Below are 23241 nucleotides of genomic sequence, written 5' to 3'. Positions count from 1 at the left end.
GCGTCCTGCTCCGTCCTGTTTTTGCAGCAGTGCCGGGGCTTGAAACCCCGGCACTACCTTCACGTCTTATCAGTAGTTGAAACGGGCACCGAAGACAAAGCGGCGGCCGTAATTGAACGTGTCGAGCGACATGTTCGAGAAGCGGCCATAAGTGCTGTAGTTCGAATTGTTGAGGTTGGTGCCCTCGACAAAGACCGACAGCTGCTTGGTCACCTGGTAGCTCGCGCTGGCATCGATCTGGAACTGCTTGTTCACGTTGACCGGTTCCGCACCGAACGTGCCGCCCTGACCCTGGCCAAGACCCAGCAAGTACTTGTCGCGCCAGTTGCCGGCAACACGCACTTCCAGACCGTTCTTGTCATAGAACGCGACGAGGTTCGCCGAGTTGGCAAGGCCAGTGATGGCGAATGCCGAACCCGAGATGTCCGAAGTGTCGAAGTTGCGGTTGGTGTTGACCAGCGTGGCGTTGGCATTGAAGCCGAAGCCAGTCTCGCCGAACACCTGCTGCCAGGCGATTTCCACGCCGCGCACAACGCCGTCCGGACCGTTGACCTTGCTGTTCACCTGGAACTGCGCGGGCTGGTTGGTGAACGGATCGACCACGCCATTGATCGTCTGGGTGCTGACGCCGCCGACGATGAAGTTCGAGATGAACTTCATGAAGCCGTTGACCGCGAAGTACGAGTTGGAACCGTAGTACCATTCGACGCCCAGATCGAGGTTGTCGGCAAGGTAGGGCTTGAGGCCGGCATTGCCGCCCGATGCCGCAAGGCTGCCCTTGCGCAGCGTGCCGAGATTGATGGTCGGACGCAGATCCCCCAGCGCAGGACGGGTCAGCGTGCGCGAGGCATCGAAGCGCAGGATCAGGTTCGGCTTCACTTCCAGCTTCACGTCAAGGCTCGGCAGGACGTAGTTGTAGGAAATGCTGCGCTCGATCAGCTGCTGCGGCGTAAAGCTCCCCACCTGGATCAGCGTCGGGTCGGTCGGTACGGTGATCAGGTTCACCGGGTTGCGACCGATCGCGCCCGAAGTCAGCTTGGTGTACTCGTCACGAACACCAGCGCTGACCTTGAACGGCATATCGCCGATCTCGCTCTCGAAGTTGATGCGCAGGTAGGCAGCGAAGGTCTGCTCCTTCACGTTCAGCACGCTGTCCGGATTGAAAGCAGGCGCGGTGGTGCCACGTCCGGTTGCCTCCAGCACCTTGTAAACCGCAACTGGATCGTACTTGATGATCGCCGGGGCAAGGTTGCCCTGATACCCGGGGATGAAGTTGTTGGTGCTGATGATGCCTTGGTAGATGCTGTCAGGCAGCGGAGCCACGGCGCCGGTGCGGCCCGATGGTGCGCCGTAGCCGCCATAGCGGAAGAACGTGCCGTTCACGAACGGGCTTTCGCCTTCCTGATGGTATTTGTTCTCCTGGAAGCTGCCGCCGAAGTGAACCTTCAAGTTATCGCCATCCCACTTGCCGCCAATCTTGATCTGCTTGACCAGGTTGGTGAAGTAGTTGGGGAAGCCTGCAATCACGTGGCTGCCGATCAGCGATTTGTCGGTGAAGCGCGAAACGTCTCCGCCCGGACCAACATCGTGGATGCTCGGCAGGAAGTCACTGCTCGGCCCACCGATCTTCACGCCGGTGTTAGCACCCAGAATCGTGGAATAATTGGTGCACGAAGTCGGTGCGGTGGTCGGCGTTGCGCCCGCCGGATAGCTGCAGCCGGTCGAAAGGAACGGCCCGTTCGGATCGGCATTGGTGCCGCCGTAACCGATGTCCATCGCGTTCTGGTAGCCATTGCGGCCGGGATTCAGGACGGAGCGCGAAAGCGAAGCGTCGAAGTCGAAGCTCAGGCGGTCCGATGCATCCCACTTCAGGTTGCCACCGAACATGTAGGTCTGGTTGATCGTCCGCGCGAGGCTGGCGTTGAAGTCCATCGGCGTGCCGAACTGGTTGAAATCAACAACGGTGCCATTGCCGTCCTGCTTCACATTGCGCAGGTCATCACCGTTAAACCATGCGCCGTAACCGTAAGTCGCAGTGTTCAGCGTCTGGCGCGTGAAGTTGCCGTCGAGAGTCAGCAGCACATCGTCGCTGGCCTGCCACTGATAGGCAAGGCGGCCGTCGATGCGCTCATCCTTGGTGGTGATCTGGTTGGCGCCGACCTGCTGCGGGAACCAGCCCAGCACGTTCTTCTTGGCAGGCGTGAAATCGCTGGTCTGGCAAGCGGCCTGCGCCTGGCACTGATAGAAGTAGTTGCCGATCCAGCCCGGGATGAACACCTGGTTGGTTTCGGTGTCGACACGGCGATAGGCGGCATAGGCAAGGATGCCCATGGTATCGTCGGCAAAGCGCGTGCTGGCGAGCGCCGCACCCGAAGGCGTGACCTTGCCGCTGCGATCCTGCACAGCACCCGATGCCTTCACCGCAAACTTGCTGTCCGCGCTGTCGAACGGCTTGGGCAGGGCAACGTTGATCGTCGCACCGATGGCGCTCGCACCCAGTTCGACGTCAGGCGTCTTGTAGACCGAGATGTTCGAAACAAAGTCCGAACCGATCGTGGTGAAATCCACCGCGCGACCGCCCGATGCGGTCGAAAGGTGGCGACCATCGAACTGCGTGTCGTTGAAGTCACCGCCAAATCCGCGCACGGTCACGCCATTGGCTTCGCCACGTGCGCCGGAACGCTGGATCGAAATGCCCGGAAGTCGCTGCAGCGCATCGGCCACGTTGGCATCCGGGAACTTGCCGATGTCCTCGGCAGAGATCGCATCGACCACACCCGATGACGTGCGCTTGATTTCCATGTTGCGCTGAAGCGAGCCGCGGATACCGGTTACGATGATCTCGGCATTGCTAGGCTCGTCCACACTGGCCTGTGCCGCTTCCTGCGCCACCGCCGGCATGGCCGCTGCAAGCGCAATAGCACCTGCCGCACTCCCGATCAGGAGCCGCGAATTGATGGACATCCTCATTATCCTCTCCACTGCTATCTCTGACGGCCCCCCCGCCCGGGAAGATGATCCAACTCGGCCCGCCCCACACAATCAGGACCAGCAGCCGGAATAGAGAGCACGCATTCGGAGAGATCGCGCACGGACGAACCCGTGATTCCAGAAACCTCTCAACCATGCAGGCGCTCTGTCAGCGTCACCTTGCGAGACCGGTGTAACTGATCTAGGTAGCGCTATCAATAATAAATTGTCTGCGGAATGAGCAGCGTGCTTCACAGTGTTGCAAGTGTGCCGCAGATACGCTTAGACCATCGAAGATAGCGCACACATCGCGCTGCCCTGCAATGAGCGCCAAACTGCGCCAGATACGACGAAACCGGGAGAGGACAATTGGCGGAACAGCTCGAAATCCTGAGCGCAGAAGCGCACCGCAACCTCGCAATGCACCGCTTCGCGGGCCAGCATCCGCACATGGTACAGATCGTCCTGCCAGAAGTGGAAGCCGCAGCTTCGTGCTGCCCGGTGTTCCTCGCCAAGTCTCCCGAGACTGGCCGATTCGCCCTCGTCGCACTGTTCGGATTCGCGCCCGGCGAGGTGCTCGTCGAAGGCGCAGACACTGGCAGCGCAGCCTTTCTTCCGCTCGACCTTCAGCGCCAGGGCTTCTTCACTTCGGACGACAACATCGCGGTCGACATTGCGCATCCGCGTTTTGCGCAAGGCGCCTCGATCGCCCTGTTCGATGAAACCGGAAGCCCCACCATCGCGATGCGGGCGGTGCAGCGTGCGATCGGCACGCTGATGGGCAGCGCAGGCCAGACTGAACAGTTCATCGCCGCGCTGGTTCAAGGAAAGCTGGTCGAGCCGGTCGACATTTCCCTCAGCTTCGATGACGGGCAGACCGTGAGGCTCGATGGTCTCTATTCAGTCAGCGGCGAGGCCTTGTCTGCAATCGATGATAATGAAATGATCAGACTATTTCGCAATGGCTCGCTGCAGGCTGCATTCGCCATCCGCGCTTCCTTGCGTCAGGTGGGGATTCTGGCACGCCGTCGCAACGATCGGATCACGCAGCCTTCGCTCCAGAGCTGGGCCTGAGCAGGCGTAGGTCGATGCTTGAGACGCCGCTTCTTGAATTTTCAGGTGACGATCCGTCCCTTGGCGATGCCGAAGCCTTCCATGGATCTATCGTTCTCGGATGCCGTCCGGCCGTCATCCGGGGCATGTGCACTGATTTCGCCGCTATCAACGCTGCTCGCCATTCATCGCGTGCCGCGCTCGAATATCTGTTGAAGTTCGATATCGGGCGCCGTCCCCAGGTATTCCAAGGCGACCCTGCCAATGCCGGACGCTATTTCTACGCGCCTGACTTGTCCGGCTTCAACTTCACGCGCACCGAGCTGGGCCTTGCAGAAGCATTTCAGCGCATCCTGGCCCATGCAGACGACACTTCCGCGCCAACGACCTACATCGGATCCCTGGTCGCGCCTGCCTACTTGCCGGGCTTTGCCGAAGCGAACCGCGTTGCCATCGTTCCCCCTTCGGTCGAACCCCGGCTGTGGATCGGCAACCCATCCACGGCTGCTGCCCATTACGACGCCTACGAGAACCTCGCCTGCGTGATCGCCGGGGAGCGCACCTTCACGCTCTATCCGCCCGACGCGATCGGCGATCTCTACATCGGCCCGATCGACAACACGATGGCCGGGCAACCCGCGAGCCTTGCCGCCGGCAATCCCGATCCTGCGCGCTACCCCCGCTTCGAAAAGGCCCGCGAACGCGCTGTTACAGTCACCCTGCAGCCCGGAGACGCCCTGTTCCTGCCCAAGCTGTGGTGGCATCAGGTCGAGGCCAAGGCCCCGGTCAACGTCATGCTGAACTATTGGTGGGATGCCACCGCCACCGGGCCTGACACACCGTCCCTGTCGATGCTGCATGCCATGATCGCCATCGCCGAACGCCCCGAGGCCGAGCGCATGGCCTTCCGCGCCTTCTTCGATCACTACGTTTTCCGCACCGAGGGCCACCCCCTCGCCCACCTGCCCGAGGACAAGCGCGGCGTCCTCGGCAATCTCAAGGCCAACTACGGCCAGATTCGCGCCATGCTCGTCCGCGCCCTGCGCGGCAGCTGACGACCAGAACCACCACCGGGAGATAGTCCAATGCGCCTCTTGCCCCTGATGACACTCTCAGCTCTCGCAATGGGAGCGCTACCTTTAAGCTCGCCTGCAGTCGCCCAAGTCCAGACGCCGGCCCCTTCAGCCATTCCCGGCGCGCCGAAGGCCACAGTCCAGAAACTCACGGTGCATGGCAACGCGCTTGAGAACGCCCTTGAAGGCGACAGCGCGGATCGCGAGGTCTTCGTCGTCCTTCCGCCCAGCTACGGCAAAAGCCCGAAGCGCCGATATCCCGTCGTCTATGCGCTGCACGGATACTCGATCGGTGCGCAGCAATGGATGGGCGAAATCCACGTGCCGCAGGTGATCGAGGGCGGCATGGCCCAAGGCGCGCGCGAGATGATCTACGTCTTTCCCGACAGCAAGACCGTGCACAACGGCTCGATGTATTCCTCGTCCGCCACCACCGGCAACTTCGAGACCTTCATCTCGCGCGATCTCGTCGCCTATGTCGATAGCCACTTTCGCACCCTGCCCACACGCGAGAGCCGAGGCCTCGTCGGCCATTCCATGGGAGGCTACGGCGCAACCCGCATCGGCATGAAGCATGCCGACGTATTCGGCGCGCTCTACCTGATGAGCCCGTGCTGCCTCTCGGCGCGCGGCCTGTTCGGCGTCACGCCTGAGGCCATGCAAGCCTATGCCGCGATGAAGAGTCCCGCCGATTCGGCAAAGCTGCAATGGGCGCAGCGCGGCACGCTTGCCGCCGCCGCCGCATGGTCGCCCAACCCCAAGAACCCGCCGCTCTACCTCGATCTGCCGCTCACCGCCGACGGCAAGACGCGCGACGATGTGATGGCCAAGTGGGCCGCCAACGCGCCCCTCGCCTTCGTTGACCAGTACATCCCCAACATGCGCCGCTACGCCGCCATCGCCATGGATGTGGGCGACAAGGACGGCCTCAAGACTGACACCGAGACCCTGCACAAGGTGCTGGAAACCTACGGCATCGCCAACAGCTTCACGCTCTACGAGGGCGATCACACCAACCGCGTCGCCTTCCGCTTCCAGGAACAGGTCGTGCCGTTCTTCAGCCAGCATCTCGCATTCGGAGCGGCAAAGTGAAGCGCCTCGCCATCGCAACCCTGCTTGCCGCCACCGCCCTCGCCTCCCCCGCCAGCGGCGCGGACAAGCCGCTGGATGCCAAAGGAACCTGGAGCGTCACTACCCGAGGCTCCGCCCCATTGCCGCCAATGGGCTGGAACAGCTGGAACGCCTTCGGCACCGACATTGACGAGGAGAAGGTCATCGCCTCGGCGCAACTGATCGTCGATTCCGGCCTCGCCGCCAAGGGCTACCGCTATGTCAACATCGACGATGGCTGGTGGGCCAAGCGGCGGCAGGCTGATGGCCGCGTGCTGATCCGCACCGACAATTTCCCCTCGGCCCGAACCGCCGATGGCAACACAAGTTTCCGCCCCTTCACCGATCGCCTGCACGCCATGGGATTGAAGGCGGGCATCTACAGCGAGATCGGCCGCAATAGCTGCGGCCAGATCTATGGCGATCCGAAGGGCCCCGGCCAGCCTGCCGGCACCATAACCGAGCGCGAGATCGGGCTCTACGGCCATATCGATCAGGACATCGCGCTCTATTTCGGCGAATGGAACTTCGATTACATCAAGGTCGATGGCTGCGGCATCCGCGCACTTGCGGCTGACAGTCCTCAGGTCAAATCAGGCCGCCTGCGCGCGCTCGATCCGCTGATCGATTACGATACGATCCCGCGCACCAATATCCCCGCAGTGAAGGCTCTGTTTGATCAGGTCGGCGAGGCCCTCTCGCGCAACAAGCCCGGCAACGATTTCGTCCTGTCGATCTGCCTGTGGGGCTCGGCTGACGTGCGCTCATGGGCGCGCACCCTCGGCAACCTTTCGCGCACCAGCGAGGACATCTCGCCCAACTGGGAGCGCATGCTGCATAATCTCGATTCCGCATCCCGGCGCGAGCTATACGCCAAGCCCAACAGCTGGAACGATCCCGACATGCTGTTCATTGGCAGCGGAGAGTTCGACGACGCACACCTCACCGAAGCGCGCTCGCATATGTCGCTCTGGGCCATGCTCAACGCCCCGCTGATCATCGGCTTCGATCTGCGCAAGGCCTCACCCGCAATGATGGGCGTCCTCGGCAATGCTCAGGTCATCGCGCTCAATCAGGATGCCGCCGCGCATCAGGCCGTGCTCGCCTATGATGGCGACAGCGTGCAGATCTTCACCAAGACGCTCGCCGATGGCTCAAAGGCAGTCGCCCTGTTCAACCGCACCGGCAGCCCGATCGACGTGAAACTGATCGCATCGCACCTCAAGTACCGCGCCGACCAACCCATCACCCTGACCGATCTGTGGGACGGCGGCACCCAGTCCTTTACCAGCGAAATGCCGGTCCACCTCGAACGCCACCAGACCCTGCTGTTCAAAGCCAGCGGCACGCGCGAGCGCGCGCAGGGCCTTTACCTGTCCGAACAACCCGGCAACGTGAATCCTGCGGTAGACGGCATCGTGCATCCCATGGCCGATCCGATGGTCTATCGCGGCCTCCTGCCCTGGCGCTCTACCAAGGCCGATGGCGAGCATCCCGTCTACGGCGGCTGGGGCGGCGCAAGGGCCGACGCAACACCCTTCGCCCAGACACCGAAGATCGCAGGCAGGACCTACCACAACGCCATCGGCACCCTCGCCAACTCCCGCCTCGAAGTCCGCAACACCGGCTTCTCGAGCTTCACCACTCTCGCCGGGATCGACGACTCCGTCGCCGACCCCGCCGTCCGCGTCCGCTTCTCGGTCCACGCCGATGGCAAGCTGCTCAAGCAGACTGGATGGATGAAGCCCGGCGATTCCCCGGCCACCATTGCCGTGCCAGTAAAGGGCGCAAGGATCGTGGAACTGGTCGCCGAGGGGAACCGCCCGGAGATGCAGACCGTCGCCGTCGACTGGGCCGAAGCCGCGCTGGATCGGTAAACTCACCGCCGCAACACCCGCCAGAGCCGCATCACACCCAGCGTCACCAGCGCCCAGAAGCCAAGATCCGCGACAAACGGTCCGGGCCGGAAGTCATCCTCCGGCCCGATCTGGTGCGGAACCGAAGTCTCGCCACTATCGGCCAGAAACGGTGCAGGCCACCCGGCCAGCTCACGCGGCAACCAGTTCTGCTCCAGCGCCCCCTCAAACCCGTACATTATGCGTTCGTCGGACGCGGGATGAATGATCGCGCTCGCGCAGGTCAGGAGCAGTGCGGAAGTGACCACGAATATCGTTCTGAGCATCTGATCCAAAACGCAGCAGCAATCCCAAAGTGCCACGGTAGCAAGGCACATGCAAAAATCGGCCCGGAAAGCGCGAAGCTCTCCGGGCCGTTCAGGTATGGCAGCAGTCTCAGGAGGGAGGATGGAGACCGCCGCAGGGCACTTGGTCAGATCACTTCGATACTTTCACCACCGTGACCGAGCGCGGCGGCAGCGCGATCGTCACGCCGTTGCCGGATGCCTTCCCGCTGATCGCCTTGGGCGCGACGACCGACGGTGCAGCGAAGGTGTTGACGCTGTCCACCTTGGGTGCGGTCAGCACTTCGCCGCTGGCAGTGCGGAAGCCCGGGATCGTCACGCTCGTGCCCGCATCGGGATCGACGTTGACGAGCGAGACCCACACCTGCCCGCTCTTGTCCTTGGCCGCCATGGCATCGACACGCGGGATCTTGCGTTCGCCCACCGCGTAGTCGCCGCTTGCGAACTTAACCGGGGCGAACTGCGCATCCTGGAACGGCACGTACATCCTGAACACATGATAGGTCGGTGTCAGCACCATCTTGCTGCCATCGGTCAGGATCATCGCCTGCAGCACGTTGATCATCTGCGCGATGTTGGCGATCTTCACGCGGTCCGCATGGCGCGCAAAGATGTTGAGGTTCAGCGCTGCGATCACGCCATCGCGCATTGAGTTCTGCTGCTGCAGGAAGCCAGGATTGCTGCCCGGCGTCGGGGCAAGCCATGCACCCCATTCGTCCACCGCGATCAGCAGTTTCTTTTCTGGGTCGTACTTGTCCATGATCGCCTTCTGCTTCTTGAGCAGAGTGTCCATGGACAGCGTGTCGCCGATCATCAGTGCATAGTCGTCATTGCCGAACCCGGTTGATGGGCGGCTCGGCGGCCAGCCGCCGCCAACCGTATACTTGTGCAGCGAAACGCCCTCGATATCCCAGGAATAGACGTGCGTGCTCCACGCCTTCATCACTTCTTCGGTATAGTCGAGCTTGTCGCTGTCCCAACCCACGGCGATACGCTTCATCCGCGCCGCGCCTTCACGCTGCGCCGGATTGAAGTTGCGCGTGAAGTTGGCGAAGCGCTTCATTTCCTCGACATAGTGGTCGGCAGACATCGCGCCACCGCAGCCCCAGTTCTCGTTGCCGAGGCCGAGGATCGGCACCTTCCACGGCGCCGGATGGCCGTTCGCAGCCCGCTCCTTCGCCAGCGTCGTGTCCTTCTCGGCGGTCATGTATTCGATCCAGGCAGAGGCTTCCGCCGCCGTGCCCGATCCGATATTTACCGAGATATAGGCCTCCGACCCGATCTGTTCGGCAAAGTCCATGAACTCGTGCGTGCCAAAGGCGTTGGATTCGGGCACGCCGCCCCAATTGGTGTTGATCTGAACGCGGCGCTTGTCGACAGGGCCAATGCCATCGCGCCAATGGTATTCGTCGGCAAAGCACCCGCCCGGCCAGCGCACGTTTGGCACCTTCAGCGCCTTGAGCGCCGTCACCACGTCGGTCCGGATGCCGCGAACGTTGGGAATGGGCGAATCCTTGCCCACCCAGACGCCACCATAGATTCCGGTGCCAAGATGTTCGGCGAACTGGCCGAAGATGTGCTTGTCGATCACTGGCCCGGTCGTGGCGGTATCAACCGTAACCTCAACCGATGCATCCTTTGCCAAAGCGGGCACGCTCAACCCTGCGGCGAATGTCGCCGCCAGCAGCGCGTTACGGAATGTCTTGGCAACGGACGTCATCGGATTCGCTCTCCTGTATCGCCGGGGGCATTCCCGCCCCCGGTTCTGTCTTTTGGCGTGGAACGGATCAGTGTCCGCCCCAGCCTTCCATCTGCTCCAGTTCCTTGCCCTTGGTCTCGGGCAGGAACGCCTTGACCAGCCAGAAGCTGACCGCTGCGCTCACGGTGTAGAGCACGTAGGTCTCGGCAAGGCCGAGGCCGCTCGCCATCGCGGGGAAGCTCTGCACCACCGCATAGTTCGCGCCCCACTGCGCCAGGCCGCACACCGCAAGCGCCGACCCGCGCAGCTGGTTGGGGAACATCTCGCCCAGCATGACCCACATGACCGGACCCCAGCTGACGTTGAAGAAGATCACGTAGATATTGGCCGCGATCACCGCGATCATTCCCAGCGAGGGGTCCATCTGAAGCGCACCGGCGGCATCGAGCGTTCCTTGCGAAAACGCCCAGCTCATCGCGCCGAGTGCCAGCGTCATGCCTGCCGAGCCAACCAGCAGCAGCGGCTTTCGGCCCACCTTGTCGACCAGCGCCATGGTGATGAAGCACGCCGCGATCGAAACCACGCCCGAGATGATGTTGCGTTCAAGCGCCGCCTTTTCGGAAACGCCCGCCAGCTTCCACAATGTCTCGCCGTAGTAGAAGATCACGTTGATGCCTACGAACTGCTGGAACACCGCGATGATCAGGCCCGCCCACACGATCGGGCGCAGAACCGTGCCCGGTGCCAGCACGTCGGCCAGGCGCGGGCGGTGATCGTCAGCGAACGAGGCACGAATTTCATCGACCTTGCGGTTCGCTTCGGTCGTGCCGAAAATGCGGGTAAGAACACCACGCGCGTCTTCCTCACGCCCGCTGCTGACGAGATAGCGCGGGCTCTCCGGAATGAACTGCAGCGCCACCAGGAACACCACCGCCGGCACCGCCTGCGCCAGATACATCCAGCGCCACGCAGGAACGCCAGCCAGCTCGCCCAGCGAATCCCCAGCCTGCTGCGCCAACACATAGTTGACGACAAAGGCTGCGGTCAGGCCGGTAATGATCATCACCTGCTGCACACTCGTCAGTCGCCCGCGGATCGCCGCTGGGGCCACTTCTGAAATATAGGCGGGCGAAAGTACGCTTGCCGCACCCACTGCCATGCCGCCAAGGAAGCGGAACACCACGAACAGCGTGTGATTGTCGGTGGTCCCCTGCACCAGCGCGCCGACTAGGAACAGGATCGCGGCCAGAACCATGATGCGCTTGCGGCCAAAACGGTCGGCCATGCGGCCTGCCGTGAAGGCGCCTGCCGCGCAGCCAACCAGCAGCGAACCCACGGTAAAGCCAAGGCCATTGTCATCGAGCGCGAAGGCGGCTTTCAGGCCCGCCTGAGTACCGTTCACAGCGCCGCTGTCGTATCCGAACAGCAAACCACCGATTGTCGCTACCGAGACGATTGCGCCGACAAGCGCCATGTTGACCCGGTCCTGCTGCACTGCAGCCATTTCCCTCTCCCAACTCGTTGAACTGGCCCGGACATTGCCATGCGCGATACACAGCGTCGACGGCCCTGTTTACGTTCTCACCAGTTATCCCGGCTTCGTCGCCGTGTTTCTGATAGCGCTACCTTTGTATCGCAAGCCGGGCGGCATGCAAGTGCCAATTGCGTTTAAGTCTGCTTTATTCACAAAGTCGCTTGCCAAGGCGGTGCTCCATCGTCAGGACTTCGCCATCGGGAGCCTGCCAGAATGAACGATACCAAGTCTCGCCGCAGCGCCGGACGCCCCACCGTCAACGATGTTGCGCGCCTCGCGCAGTGCTCGCCAATGACCGTAAGTCGCGTGGTCAACGGCGGTTCGGGCGTGCGCGAAGAGACGCGCCTTGCCGTCGAAGCCGCGATCAAGCAGCTCAACTACGCACCCAACCGCGCCGCGCGCAGCCTTGCCGGTGCCTCGCAACTGCGCATTGCCCTCCTCTATTCAAACCCCTCGGCCGCCTATCTGAGCGAGCTTCTGATCGGATGCATGGACGCCGCCACGCGGCTCGATGCGCACCTCATGGTCGAACGTTGCGATCCCGAACGCGATCAGTCCAAGATGATCGCCCGCCTGATCGAAAGTTCGGTCGACGGCTTCCTGCTGCCGCCGCCACTGTGCGACGACACCGCCCTGCTCGCCCGCCTGCGCCGCGCCGGAGCCCGTGCGGTCCTGATCGGTCCCGGACAGGCCGAAGCACACCATGGCGTGGTGATGATCGACGATTATCAGGCCGCCTATGACATGACGCAGCACATCCTCGGCCTTGGGCACAAGCACATCGGCTTCATCATCGGTAACCCGCAGCAGTCGGCCAGCGCGCTGCGCCTCGCAGGTTTCCGCGATGCCATGGCCGAAGCTGGCGCGCAGGTGGATGAGGCGCTCGTCCGGCAGGGCCAGTTCACCTATCGCTCGGGCCACGATGCCGCGATGGAAATGCTCGGACTCTCCGATCGCCCTACAGCGATCTTTGCTTCGAACGACGACATGGCCGCTGGCTGCGTTGCCGCCGCCCATCGCAACGATCTGGAGGTCCCCCGCGATCTCACCATCTGCGGCTTCGACGATACCGCGCTCGCATCCACGATCTGGCCGGAATTGACCACGATCCGCCAACCGATCCGCCAGATGGCCGAAACCGCCACCGACCTGCTCGCCAATGAAATCCGCGCCGACCGCGCCTCGGAAAAAGCACGGCCGCAACTGGTGACGCTCGATTACGAACTGGTCCGCCGCGAATCCGATGCCGCTCCGCAGCAGGCCTGATCAGTTCGGCGTCACCGCCAATTCGAACCCCGGCACCGCCTGCGCGCGCCCGTCAAACAGGTTGACCACCGGGCTGTCCGCCCAGCCATAGCGCACTTTGGCTGCGGGCTTGCCCTCGGCTGAAAGGACCACGGCTTCGCCATCCACGCGCGCTGGCGCGAACCGGCACGCCCCCGCCGCATCGCACAGCTCGAAGCCTATCGCCTGTGCCGAACTCCAGGCGTGCAGCCCGCCCTCGACACCGCTGAACGTCACCCGCACCGCATCGCCCTCGGCCTTCGCCGTCACTGGCAGCGGCAGCGCCTTCCCGTCTGCCCCCATGGCAAGCCGTTGCGCCACGAGCAGCTTGTTCGCCGGATGAATGTCGGTCCGTTCGCCCAGATCGATGGCCGTGGCGAGGAATGCCCTGGGATCGTCCATCACGATCCGCCGCTGCACGTCGCGTGTCCGGGCCCAGCCGCTTTCCACTGGCTTGTCAGAGGCTGGGCCATAATTGGCAAGCTGCACGATCCCGACCTTGAGATCCGAACCGAAGCGGGCGCGCCACCCGGCGATCAGGCCCTTCATCCGCCTGTCATAGTCCGCCGTATCGACGTCGCTCTCACCCTGATACCAGACCGCACCGTCCATCGCGAAACGCCCCAGCGGCGCGATCATGCGATTATGCATCAACCCGATGCCCGCGTTGGCATCCCACGGCGCGCGGGGCGGATAGGTCCTGGTCGGCGCAATGGCAAAACGCCATCCCTCGCCCAGCGGCACTGTCTCGCCACTTGCCTGCGTCATGAACAAGCGCTCAGGCGCGCTCGCAAAACCGCCATTGCCATAGGTGTTGGTCACCGCGACCATGATCTCGTTCATGCCGGCTTTCAGGAACTTCGGCGGCACCGCATAGGAACGCTCCTCGTCCCAGCCGAATGTGTTGCCCACCGCGTTGCCGTTGACGAAGGTCATGTCCATGTCGTCAAGCACGCCCAGTGCCAGCGTCACCCCAGCCCTGGCCTGCGCGCGGGTGAGCGTCACCTGCCGCCGCAACCACACCGTACCTGTCGGCTTGGCGGCCAATGGCGTCTTGTCCCAGCCGAGCCAACCCTTGACGGCAGGCACCGCCTTCCACTGCAGCGCATCGGGCTTGGCCCAAGGCGCACTCCCGCCAGTCTCGCCGGAATACCACGCCAGCCAGCGCGGCGTGAACTGCGTAACCGCTGCCAGCTTGTCTCTCGCAAAAAGGCCTAGCAGCGCCATCTCCTGCGGCCCACCGATTGCCGCCCCCGCTTCTGGATCGAGCCACGGCGTCACTTTCGATCCGCCCCAGCTGGCATGAACCGCCCCAATCGGCACACCCCTCGCCCGCCGCAGTTCACGCGCCATGAACCAGCACACGGCAGAAAAATTGCCACTCGTCTCCGGCCCGGAAACCGCCCAGCGCGTGTCACCGCCGAAGCGGCGCTCGGGCAGGTACGACATCGTCTTGGGCACTTGCAGCAGACGCAGCGAAGGGTCGGCCGACATCGCGACCTCCATGCCGCCATTGAGCGCGCGCGAAAGCTGGAACTCCATGTTCGACTGGCCCGAACAAAGCCAGACATCCCCCACCAGCAAGTCTGCCACGGACACGGATTCAGGACCTGAAGTGACTTTTAGGTTCGTGGAATCCGCTGAAGCTTGGCGGGCTTTGAACGTCAGCGCAAACGCACCGTCAGCACCGGCCTTGGCCTGCGCCGCTTCACTCCCCAGCGTACCCGAAACCATTGCCCCCGGAGCGGCACGGCCTTCCACCACCACCGGGCGGTCGCGCTGGATGACCGCATGATCGCTCCACACCGCACCCAGTTCCAGCGTCGACGCAGCCATGGCCTGCCCGGAAACGCACGCTGCCAGAATGAACAGCAGCCCGCCCCTCACGCCCGGAACTCCGCCAGCGGTGCTGCAAAGCCCGGCACTTCAACCTCGAACGCGAAAAGATCGCCCGCCATCGGCTGCGCTGCCAGCGCCGCTTCATCCAGCCCCTTGCGCGCCGTCGTCACGAAAGCGGTCTTCAGGTCCGGACCGCCAAACGCCAGCTTGGTCACATTGGCGACAGGCAGGTCGACCTTCTCCAGCAATTCGCCCTCAGGTGAATAGCGCGCCACGCCCCAGCCGTTCCACAAGCCTGTCCAGACGCAGCCTCCCGCATCGCACACCGGCCCGTCAGCATAGGCCTCGGGAAAATCGTCGGAAACCTGCGCAAACACGCGTGCAGCGCCCACGCTGCCATCCTCTGCCACATCGGCGACGAAGATCGTCTTCGCAAGCGTATCGGTGAAGTAGATCCGCATGCCATCGGGCGAAACCGCCGGACCGTTGGTGATACACACCCCATCGGGCCCTTGGGCGACCACCTCTCGGCCATGCGCACGATAGAACCGGCCGCTCGGATCGTTCTCGCCATCGTCCATCGAACCGAACCACACGCGTCCCTGCATGTCGACGCAGGCATCGTTCAGGCGGTTGCCCACAGGCTCGCCTGGCACGTCGGCCACGTGCACGCTGGTGCCGAGCGCGGGATCGAACAGGTCGAGCCCGTCCTTCATCCCCGCCAGCAGCTTGCCACCCACCGCCGGCACCACCCAGCCGACCTGTTCGCGCACGTCGAAACTTTCGTGCCGCCCGCTGGCTGGCTCGAAGCTGTGAATGCGCTTGTTCTTGATATCGACGAACCACAGGCACTCGCGCGCCGAGTCCCACACCGGTCCTTCGCCCAGCGTGCAGCCCAGTTCGAGAACGCGCCGCACCGCTGCCATCACCGCCATCCCCCATCGACCCAGTATTCGTGCCCGGTGCAGTACCGCGCATCGTCCGACGAGAGGAACAGGGCCATCGCCGCGATGTCAACCGGCTGAAGCCTGCCCTTCAGGCATTGCGCCGATACGATCTCCGCCTCGCCTTCGGGCGTGTACCAGCGCATTTGCCGCTCGGTCTGTACGTTGCCGGGGATGATCGTGTTCACGCGGATGTTGAAGGGGCCCAGTTCGCGCGCCAGGCTGCGCGTCAAACCTTCAACCCCTGCCTTGGCAATCTGGTAGAGCGCCAGATCATCAAGCCCGAGGTGCCAGGAGATCGACCCCAAGTTCAGGATCACTCCGCCACCGTTGGCCTTCATGTCGGGCCAGACTGCCTGTGAGGCAAAGAACTTGTGCTTGAGATTCACCGCAAGACGTTCATCCCAATAGGCAGGGGTCACGTCTTCGAGCTGGTGGCGGTCGTCGCTGGCGGCATTGTTGATCAGCACGTCGCAGCCGCCCAGTTCGTCGAGCAGCGAAGTCATCGCCACACCAAGCCCTTCCACGTCCGAAACGTCCTGCAGCCGGAACGCCGGCACATGGTGAGCCGAGCCCATCCGCGCGATCAGGTCCTGAGCCGGTTCACCGAGGATATCGACAAACCCGACCTGCGCACCCTGCAGCACAAAGGCCTCGACGATGCCTTCGCCGATGCCGCTCGCCCCGCCGGTCACGATCACCCGCTTGTCACGCAGGCTGGGGTACTGTGCCGCCATGACACGCGGCTCCGACTTCTTCTCCGAAGTGGGATTGGCAAGCGTGTGATGCGGCATGTCAGGCCTTCTCCACCAGGCCGCGCGCGGCCAGATTTCGCATGAATTCGGCGATGCCCACAGTCCACTTGGGCGCATCGCGTGATGTCGTGACGGTGTTGGTCAGCGCACCGAGCCGCTCGGAGCGGATCGTCACCACGTCGCCCACCTTGTGGGTAAAGCCGCTGCCGGGCTCGTCGCGATCCTGCACCGGGGCAAACAGCGTGCCACAGAACAGCACGAAGCCGTCGGGATAGCTGTGTTCGCTCATCGTCTGGCGCACCAGCTCAAGAGGATCGCGGCTGATCTCGGTCATCCGGTTGGTGCCTTCCATGCGGAAGTTGTCCGTCCCTTCGACCACCAGTTCCACCTCGGCCCCGCGCACGTCGTCGATGCCGAAGCGGTCATCGAACAGGCGAATGAACGGGCCGATGGCGCACGATGCGGTATTGTCCTTCGCCTTGGACAGCAGCAGCGCCGAGCGACCTTCAAAATCGCGAAGGTTCACGTCATTGCCCAACGTGGCGCCGACCACTTCACCCGCAGCATCGCACACCAGCACCACTTCAGGCTCGGGGTTGTTCCAGCTCGAATCGGAACGCACCCCGATCAGCGCACCATGACCGACCGTGGACAGCACGGGAGACTTGGAGAACACTTCCGCGTCCGGCCCGATGGCCACCTCGAGGTACTGCGACCACATTCCCTGCTCGATCAGCGCAGCCTTCAGCGCCATCGCTTCCTCGCTGCCGGGCACCACGGCGCGGATGCCTGCGCCAACCGTTTCCTCGAGTCCCTGGCGGATCGCCACGGCAGCGCTGGCATCGCCGCGCGCCCGTTCCTCGATCACACGTTCGATAGCGCTAACAGCGAAAGTCACGCCGCAGGCCTTCACGCACTGCAGATCGATCGGCGACAGCAGCGCCCAGTCATGCGGCAAGCCGCCCTCGATCGGACCGAGATCGTCACCACCCGAAAACACGCGACGGGCGACCGCACCCGAGACCGTGCTTGCCAGACCGGTAATGTCAGTTATCCGTCCATCGCGCAGCACGATGACGTGCGGGCCGTCCGAGCCTTGCGCACGGCCGACAAACACACCTTCTGCGTAATCCTGCGGCAGGCAAGCCGTAAGGCTCAGACCCATCAAAACATCCCCCGGCTCTCTCTTTGATAGCGCTACCTTAAGGCAGGACAAGTTTCAGATCAAGGGGACATGCAAGCGAATTTGCCCGCGCGGTGGCCAAGGCTCAAATCGCGGAAAGGTCCGCTGTGGAGAGAATTTTGCCCGACTAATCAGATGAATGGTCCTCACCACCTCTTGTCACGGGCCGCGCCGTAGCGCTAGGGTCGAGCTATTGTGAGATAATGTGCCAGTGTTTTCTGATGACGGCAGTCAGAACTATTTGCGTATTTAAGGGGAATACGGGGTATGGATATGAGTGATCGAAATGACGGGTCGCGCAACATCCGCCCAATTCTCGCCGCGTTGGTCGTTTCATTGTCTCTTGCGCTTGCCGCCTGCGGTGGCGGCAGCTCGGGAAGCGTTGCCAGCACGCCTGCGCCAACACCCTCGCCCAGCCCGACGCCTGTCAACGCATCGCTGGCGGAACTCACGCAGTCGCAGTCCTTCACGAACGATTCCTCAGGCCTGTCTGCCAATTTCGATCTCAGCACGCGCACGACTATCGATGGCAAGCTAAATGCGGACACGCTGACGATCCGTTACGATGCCACGACCAAGGGCTACACCGTGACATCGGGTTCCCGCAGCCAGACCTTCACATCCGCCAACGTAACGCGACGCGAGAGTGATCTGGTAGAGTACCGCAATACGGCCGGTAGCGGACAGATCCTTTCGCTGTTTACGGAAACGGGGACGGCAGCCAAGCGCAAATACGTCGGAATGGGCTTCTGGCAGAGCAACTCGGAAGTATCCTCGCGGCAGTCTTCCGACTTTTCGGCTTTTGCCTACGGCCTGCCAACCAATGCAACCGCCGTCCCGCGTACCGGCTCTGCGGCTTATGCAATTGACATTTTCGGTGCTGTCATTGCGCCGGGCATAGAACCAAAATCGTTCTCCGGCTCAGGCAAGTTCAGCCTGGATTTCGCCCAGGGACAGTTCAGTGCCCTGGCATCTGCCTATGAATATGGACTTGGAACCGGAAGCGAAACCTCGGGCGGCGGGATAGAGTTGCGCGCGGGTGGCCTGTTGTCGAGCAGTGATGGTACTTTCACTGGCAACGCCTTTTACGGCAGCACGCTCGGCAATTCGGCCGGGACCATCTCCGGCCGCCTGTTCGGTCCCCAAGGGCAGGAAATCGGCGCAACGTTCCAGACCAGCAACGCAGCCGGCATGGCCGCGATCGGTTCGCTTGCCGGAGCGCGAGACACCTCTTCTCTGGCTGAAAACCTCACTCTGACCGCGCTCCGTTCAGAGCAGCGCTTTCTCACCTTCGGCGGAGGGGGAATCGGCAGTATCACGCTGATCGGGCCTGATACGTTCGACTTCGTGGGGTATTCATCCGACATGGTCGGCGGTCGCTTTACCGCCAACGAAAAGGTCGCGAGCAGCAACCCGAACTTCACCGCCTACGAAAAAACCGGCGACAATGGCTACGGTCCACAGAAAGTCCGGATCGAATTGTTCAAACCCGGCACAGCCAACACCGAAATCGCCCTCACCTATGCCAGCTTCGGCAAGTGGACCGGAAGCGGTTCCAACACGGTCGGCACGCACTACTTCACCTATGGCTTCCAGACCGCCAATGGCCTTCTGGCCGCACGTACCGGCCGAGCACGGTATGAGGGCATTGCCTACGGCTCAGGCCTGAACAGCAACGCCTCGGCAAGTTACGACATCAAGGGCACAACCAGCTTTGACGTCGACTTCTCCACCCAGAAGTTCGGCGGCACGCTCGCCCTGACCGGCGTCGAACGAACCAGCGGCACGCGTGCTGATTTTGGCGCCTACGCGCTGGGCGGCGATCTCTTCCTGCAGCAATCATACTTGCTCGGCAACATCACCCGCGCCGGATCGAGCGTCGGCAACGTCTGGGGCGAATTCTACGGACCCAATGGTCAGGAACTCGGCGGCTCGTTCTACCTCAACGCACCAGCAGGTAGCGGAGAGGCGCGCGAGGTCGGCATCAAGGGTGCATTTGTCACCGTCGGCAAATGAGCGCATTGCGCATTCGGATGGCCTCACCACGATAAAACCGCGGCACCGGCTCGGGTGCCCTGACGACAACTGCCCCAAGCAAACCTAGCGCAACCGCTAGGTTGAGCCGACTCGCGCCCGCGTCCATAAAACAGGCAACACTGCCGGTTTTAAAGCGGCAGCCCCGGAGAGTCCGATGCTTGACGCGATCACCCCCCATGGCTTGCCCGAGCCTGCGCAAACGGAAGACCTTGCCGCGATACGTTGCCCCGGCGCGCCCACCATGCAGCAGATCGTCGCAGGCGATGCCCTGCCCCCGCCGCCGGTGCTGGCGATGGAGGAGCCGATGTTCCTTGGCACTGCGCCCGTCTCGGTGGACCGCTATTTCGATCAGGACATCTTCGAGGCCGAGATCGAGAAGATCTGGAAGCGCACCTGGCAATGGGTCTGCCGCGAGGATCACATCCCCGAACCGGGCGACTACTACACCTACGAAGTCGGCCACCTCTCCTACGTCGTGGTCCGGCAGGACGACATGTCTGTCCGCGCCTTCGTAAACTCCTGCCTCCACCGCTCGACCAAGTTCAAGCGCGGCGAGGGCGTCGGCTCGGGCAGCAATTTACGCTGCCCCTACCACGGCTGGACGTGGAACAACGACGGCACGCTGGCACAGGTCCCCTGCGCCTGGGACTTCAAGCATATCGACCCTGCCAGGACCAACCTGCCCGAAGCCCGCGTCGGCCACTGGGGCGGCTTCGTGTTTATCAACCCGAGCGCTGAAGGCCCCAGCCTCGAGGACTTCCTCGCCCCCCTGCCCGATCACTTCAGCGGCTGGGACATCGCCAATCGCCATGTCGCGGTCCACGTGGCGAAGGAACTGCCCTGCAACTGGAAGACCGCGCAGGAGGCCTTCCTCGAATCCTACCACGTCCTCGAAACCCATCCCCAACTACTAAAGGGCGTGGGCGATGCCAACGTGCAGTACGATTGCCATTCGGACCATGTGACCCGGTTCTATGCCGCCAGCGGCGTCAATTCCCCCCACCTCGCCACCCCCCTCAGCGAGGAAGAGCTCCTCGCCACGATGATCCTTGGCGACAAGGATTCGCGTGGCGAGGGCCTCACCGTCGGCCCCGGCGAGACTGCTCGCACCGTCATGGCCCGCCACCTCAGGAAGGTCATGGGCGAGGCCTACCAGTGCGATCTCTCGGCGGTCTCCGACAGCGAGATGATCGACACCATCGAATACCACGTGTTCCCCAACATGGTGCTGTTTCCAGGCCTGTCGCTGCCGATGGTCTATCGCTTCCGCCCGATCGGGCTCGATCCCAACCGTACCCTGTTCGAAATCCTGTTCCTGCGCCCCAATCCCGAAGGTGGGCCCGCGCCCGAACCTGCCGAGCCCTTCCGCGTCGCCGAGGACCAGAGTTACGCCACCGCCCCCGGCTTCGATCCCGCGATGGGCCACGTCTATGATCAGGATACCGACAACCTGCGCGCCCAGCAGCAGGGCTTCCGCGCCAGCGCGGTCGGTGTGCAGAACCTCGGCAACTATCAGGAATCGCGCATCCGCCACTTCCAGATGGTCGTCGACAAGTACCTCGCGGGAGAAGCCTGATGGCATTCGACCTCGAAGCGGAAGTCCGCGACCTCTGTGCCCGGCGCGACATCCACGATGCGCTGTGCCGCTACATGCGTGGGCAGGATCGGCTCGACCCGGAACTCCACCGCAGCGCATTCCACGATGACGCATGGGTCGATTGCGGGCTGATGCAGGGCACGGCGGACGAATTCGTCGCCTTTGCGCAAGGTTTCCTCGCCGATCTCGACGGCAGCCAGCATATCATCGGGCAGGCCCAGATCAGCGTCGATGGCGAGCGTGCCAGCGGCGAAGTCTACTTCTACGCCTGGCACCGCACCCGCGAGGATGGCGAGCCCAAGGACCTTGTCGTCGCCGGGCGCTATGTCGACGAATACACCTGCAAGAATGGGCAGTGGCGTATCAGCCGCCGCCGCGAAATAGTGGACTGGGCGCGTACCGACCAGGCAGCTGACGGATTCCTCGAAGGCAATCCGCTGGTCCGGCCGGGAAGGCGCGGAACAGACTTCAGCCAGACCCGCGACTGGCCAGTTTGAGAAGAATTCAAGAGGACGCCGAAATGACCGCTCAGGACAAGATTTCCCGTTATTCCCCGGAGTTCGACGTTGCCGTGCGCGGCGATACGATCACCGCCGACCGCTACATCACGCGCGAGTGGATGGAGCTGGAGAACAAGCACCTCTGGCCCAAGGTCTGGCACCTCGGCGGCGTTCTGGCCGATCTCGAGGAAGAGGGCGATTTCATCCGCCACAACTTCGGCAAGGAATCGGTCGTCATGGTCAAACAGGCCGACGGTTCCGTAAAGGCGTTCTACAACACCTGCCCCCACCGCGGTAACCGCCTTGTCCTCGGCGATGTCGGCTCGGCCCCGCGCCTGACCTGCGGCTATCACGGCTGGCAGTTCGATCCCGATGGCACTCTGGTCCACGTGCAGGACCCGGACGATTTTGCCGGCGGCAACCCGTGCGGCAAGGTCACGCTTTCGGAGCTGCGCTGCGATACCTGGGGACCGTTCGTGTTCTGGTGCATGGACGACGATGTCGCCCCGCTACACGAGTGGCTCTGGCCCTATACCGAGCGCCTTGCGGGCTACAAGCTCGACAACTGGGTGCGCGTGTTCAACGTCTCGGCCGATTGCGACTTCAACTGGAAGATCATCCGCGACAACTTCAACGAGAGCTACCACCTCCCCACGATCCACCCAGAACTCGCCACCTTTATCAACGATGGCCTGCCGACCACCGTGTTCGAGATGTACGAGAACGGCCACAACGCGATGTGGATGATCGGCCACCAGGCCACAAGCCGCAAGGACTACGTCAGCGGCGACGTGCCGCCGGGCCTCTATGAAGCGGCCGAAGCATGGGGCATCGATCCCAAGGATTATCGCGGCCGCACCGCCGACATCCGCGAGGCCGTGATCAAGGCCAAGCGCGAGCGTGGCGCCGATGCGGGCTACGACTATTCGTCGATGACCGACCAGCAACTGGTGGACTATTTCCACTGCACGCTGTTCCCCAACCTGACGATCACGATGTCGCCCGAACAGTGCCAGATCCTGCGCACCGAACCGCACCCGACCGACCCCGAAAAGTGCGTGTTCCAGCACTGGTGCCTCTATCCGCCGAACGCGAAGATGCCCGAAGTGCTGACTCCTGTCGGCATGGCCCCGCTGCGCCATGATGCCATCGCCCGCCATTCGACTTACGGCGATGGCGTGTCGGTCGGCTACGTCGCCGATCAGGACCTGTCGATCGGCACGACCCAGCAGCAGGGTCTCAACTCGCGCGGCTTCAAGGGCTGCCTGCTTCCGGGCCAGGAAAAGCGCGTGCAGCGGTTCCATGAGAAGCTGAACGACATGGTGCTGGGGCATCCGACCAAGGCGCGGGAATAACCCCACTTTCGTCATTGCGAGGAGGCAAAGCCGACGAAGCAATCCAGAGCTGCGCAAACCGCCCTGGATTGCTTCGCTGTGCTCGCAATGACCCACGAAGGTGGTCTT

At 63.0% G+C, this 23241-nt stretch carries 17 protein-coding genes; 9 read left to right on the top strand and 8 right to left on the bottom strand.

The genetic code is table 11. The annotated features are described in order from the left end of the window. Positions 1 to 69: 69 nt before the first annotated feature. Entirely contained in the window at positions 70 to 2964 is a 2895-nt protein-coding gene (locus IQ25_RS11905; protein WP_246415742.1) for a TonB-dependent receptor, read from the bottom strand. Positions 2965 to 3339: 375 nt separating this feature from the next. Here IQ25_RS11905 and IQ25_RS11900 point away from each other — a divergent pair, with 375 nt between their 5' ends. From IQ25_RS11900 to IQ25_RS11885, 4 genes are read left to right on the top strand one after another with little or no spacing between them, the layout of a single operon-like run. Further along, positions 3340 to 4044 (top strand): SapC family protein, encoded by a 705-nt coding sequence (locus IQ25_RS11900; RefSeq protein WP_246415743.1) that lies wholly within the window; start codon positions 3340 to 3342, stop codon positions 4042 to 4044. Positions 4045 to 4058: 14 nt separating this feature from the next. Next, positions 4059 to 5078, top strand: coding sequence for a cupin-like domain-containing protein (locus tag IQ25_RS11895; RefSeq protein WP_144906058.1), 1020 nt, complete (start codon positions 4059 to 4061; stop codon positions 5076 to 5078). 30 nt (positions 5079 to 5108) lie between these two features. Next, entirely contained in the window at positions 5109 to 6188 is a 1080-nt protein-coding gene (locus tag IQ25_RS11890; protein ID WP_246415744.1) for an alpha/beta hydrolase, read from the top strand. Beyond that, positions 6185 to 8083: an NPCBM/NEW2 domain-containing protein gene (locus IQ25_RS11885; protein ID WP_258537020.1), complete on the top strand. Its 1899-nt coding sequence runs from the start codon at positions 6185 to 6187 to the stop codon at positions 8081 to 8083. Before IQ25_RS11890 ends, IQ25_RS11885 begins: the two co-directional genes overlap by 4 nt. A gap of 2 nt (positions 8084 to 8085) precedes the next feature. Here the strand turns inward: IQ25_RS11885 and IQ25_RS11880 are convergent, their stop codons facing one another. The 3 genes from IQ25_RS11880 to IQ25_RS11870 all read right to left on the bottom strand — a co-directional run bounded on the left by IQ25_RS11880 (position 8086) and on the right by IQ25_RS11870 (position 11609). Continuing rightward, a complete protein-coding gene (locus IQ25_RS11880; protein ID WP_144906054.1) occupies positions 8086 to 8370 on the bottom strand; it encodes a hypothetical protein in 285 nt (94 codons plus the stop codon). A 169-nt stretch (positions 8371 to 8539) separates the two neighbouring features. Then, on the bottom strand, positions 8540 to 10126 hold the full coding sequence (locus IQ25_RS11875) for an alpha-N-arabinofuranosidase (RefSeq protein ID WP_144906052.1): 1587 nt from the start codon (positions 10124 to 10126) through the stop codon (positions 8540 to 8542). A gap of 67 nt (positions 10127 to 10193) precedes the next feature. Then, positions 10194 to 11609 (bottom strand): sugar porter family MFS transporter, encoded by a 1416-nt coding sequence (locus tag IQ25_RS11870; protein WP_144906050.1) that lies wholly within the window; start codon positions 11607 to 11609, stop codon positions 10194 to 10196. Positions 11610 to 11852: 243 nt separating this feature from the next. Between IQ25_RS11870 and IQ25_RS11865 the strand changes: the two genes are divergently transcribed. Continuing rightward, a complete protein-coding gene (locus IQ25_RS11865) occupies positions 11853 to 12905 on the top strand; it encodes a LacI family DNA-binding transcriptional regulator (RefSeq protein WP_144906048.1) in 1053 nt (350 codons plus the stop codon). Here IQ25_RS11865 and IQ25_RS11860 read toward each other — a convergent pair whose 3' ends face one another. Genes IQ25_RS11860 through IQ25_RS11845 form a run of 4 tightly spaced genes read right to left on the bottom strand, consistent with a single transcriptional unit; the run spans position 12906 to position 17626 of the window. Continuing rightward, positions 12906 to 14810: a sialate O-acetylesterase gene (locus IQ25_RS11860; RefSeq protein WP_258537019.1), complete on the bottom strand. Its 1905-nt coding sequence runs from the start codon at positions 14808 to 14810 to the stop codon at positions 12906 to 12908. Next, a complete protein-coding gene (locus IQ25_RS11855) occupies positions 14807 to 15688 on the bottom strand; it encodes an SMP-30/gluconolactonase/LRE family protein (RefSeq protein ID WP_144906046.1) in 882 nt (293 codons plus the stop codon). The genes IQ25_RS11860 and IQ25_RS11855 overlap by 4 nt, the downstream gene beginning before the upstream one ends. Further along, positions 15688 to 16443, bottom strand: a complete 756-nt coding sequence (locus IQ25_RS11850) for an SDR family NAD(P)-dependent oxidoreductase (RefSeq protein ID WP_407070594.1) — start codon at positions 16441 to 16443, stop codon at positions 15688 to 15690. Before IQ25_RS11850 ends, IQ25_RS11855 begins: the two co-directional genes overlap by 1 nt. A 58-nt stretch (positions 16444 to 16501) precedes the next feature. Next, on the bottom strand, positions 16502 to 17626 hold the full coding sequence (locus IQ25_RS11845; RefSeq protein ID WP_144906042.1) for a fumarylacetoacetate hydrolase family protein: 1125 nt from the start codon (positions 17624 to 17626) through the stop codon (positions 16502 to 16504). 291 nt (positions 17627 to 17917) lie between these two features. On the opposite strand from IQ25_RS11845, the gene IQ25_RS11840 reads away from it, so the two are divergent. The 4 genes from IQ25_RS11840 (at position 17918) to IQ25_RS11825 (ending at position 23133) form a co-directional block, all read left to right on the top strand. Beyond that, positions 17918 to 19660: a transferrin-binding protein-like solute binding protein gene (locus IQ25_RS11840; RefSeq protein WP_144906040.1), complete on the top strand. Its 1743-nt coding sequence runs from the start codon at positions 17918 to 17920 to the stop codon at positions 19658 to 19660. A gap of 175 nt (positions 19661 to 19835) precedes the next feature. Next, entirely contained in the window at positions 19836 to 21257 is a 1422-nt protein-coding gene (locus tag IQ25_RS11835; protein WP_144906038.1) for an aromatic ring-hydroxylating oxygenase subunit alpha, read from the top strand. After that, complete coding sequence (locus tag IQ25_RS11830) at positions 21257 to 21775, top strand: nuclear transport factor 2 family protein (RefSeq protein WP_144906036.1); 519 nt, start codon at positions 21257 to 21259, stop codon at positions 21773 to 21775. Before IQ25_RS11835 ends, IQ25_RS11830 begins: the two co-directional genes overlap by 1 nt. A 23-nt stretch (positions 21776 to 21798) precedes the next feature. Then, positions 21799 to 23133, top strand: a complete 1335-nt coding sequence (locus IQ25_RS11825) for an aromatic ring-hydroxylating oxygenase subunit alpha (RefSeq protein WP_144906034.1) — start codon at positions 21799 to 21801, stop codon at positions 23131 to 23133. The last annotated feature ends 108 nt before the right edge of the window (positions 23134 to 23241 follow it).

Origin of the sequence: Novosphingobium taihuense, assembly GCF_007830315.1 — a bacterium.
Classification (GTDB): Bacteria; Pseudomonadota; Alphaproteobacteria; order Sphingomonadales; family Sphingomonadaceae; genus Novosphingobium; species Novosphingobium taihuense.
The sequence above is the reverse complement of the archived record's forward strand: the minus strand, read 5'-3'. Positions and strand labels throughout refer to the sequence as shown.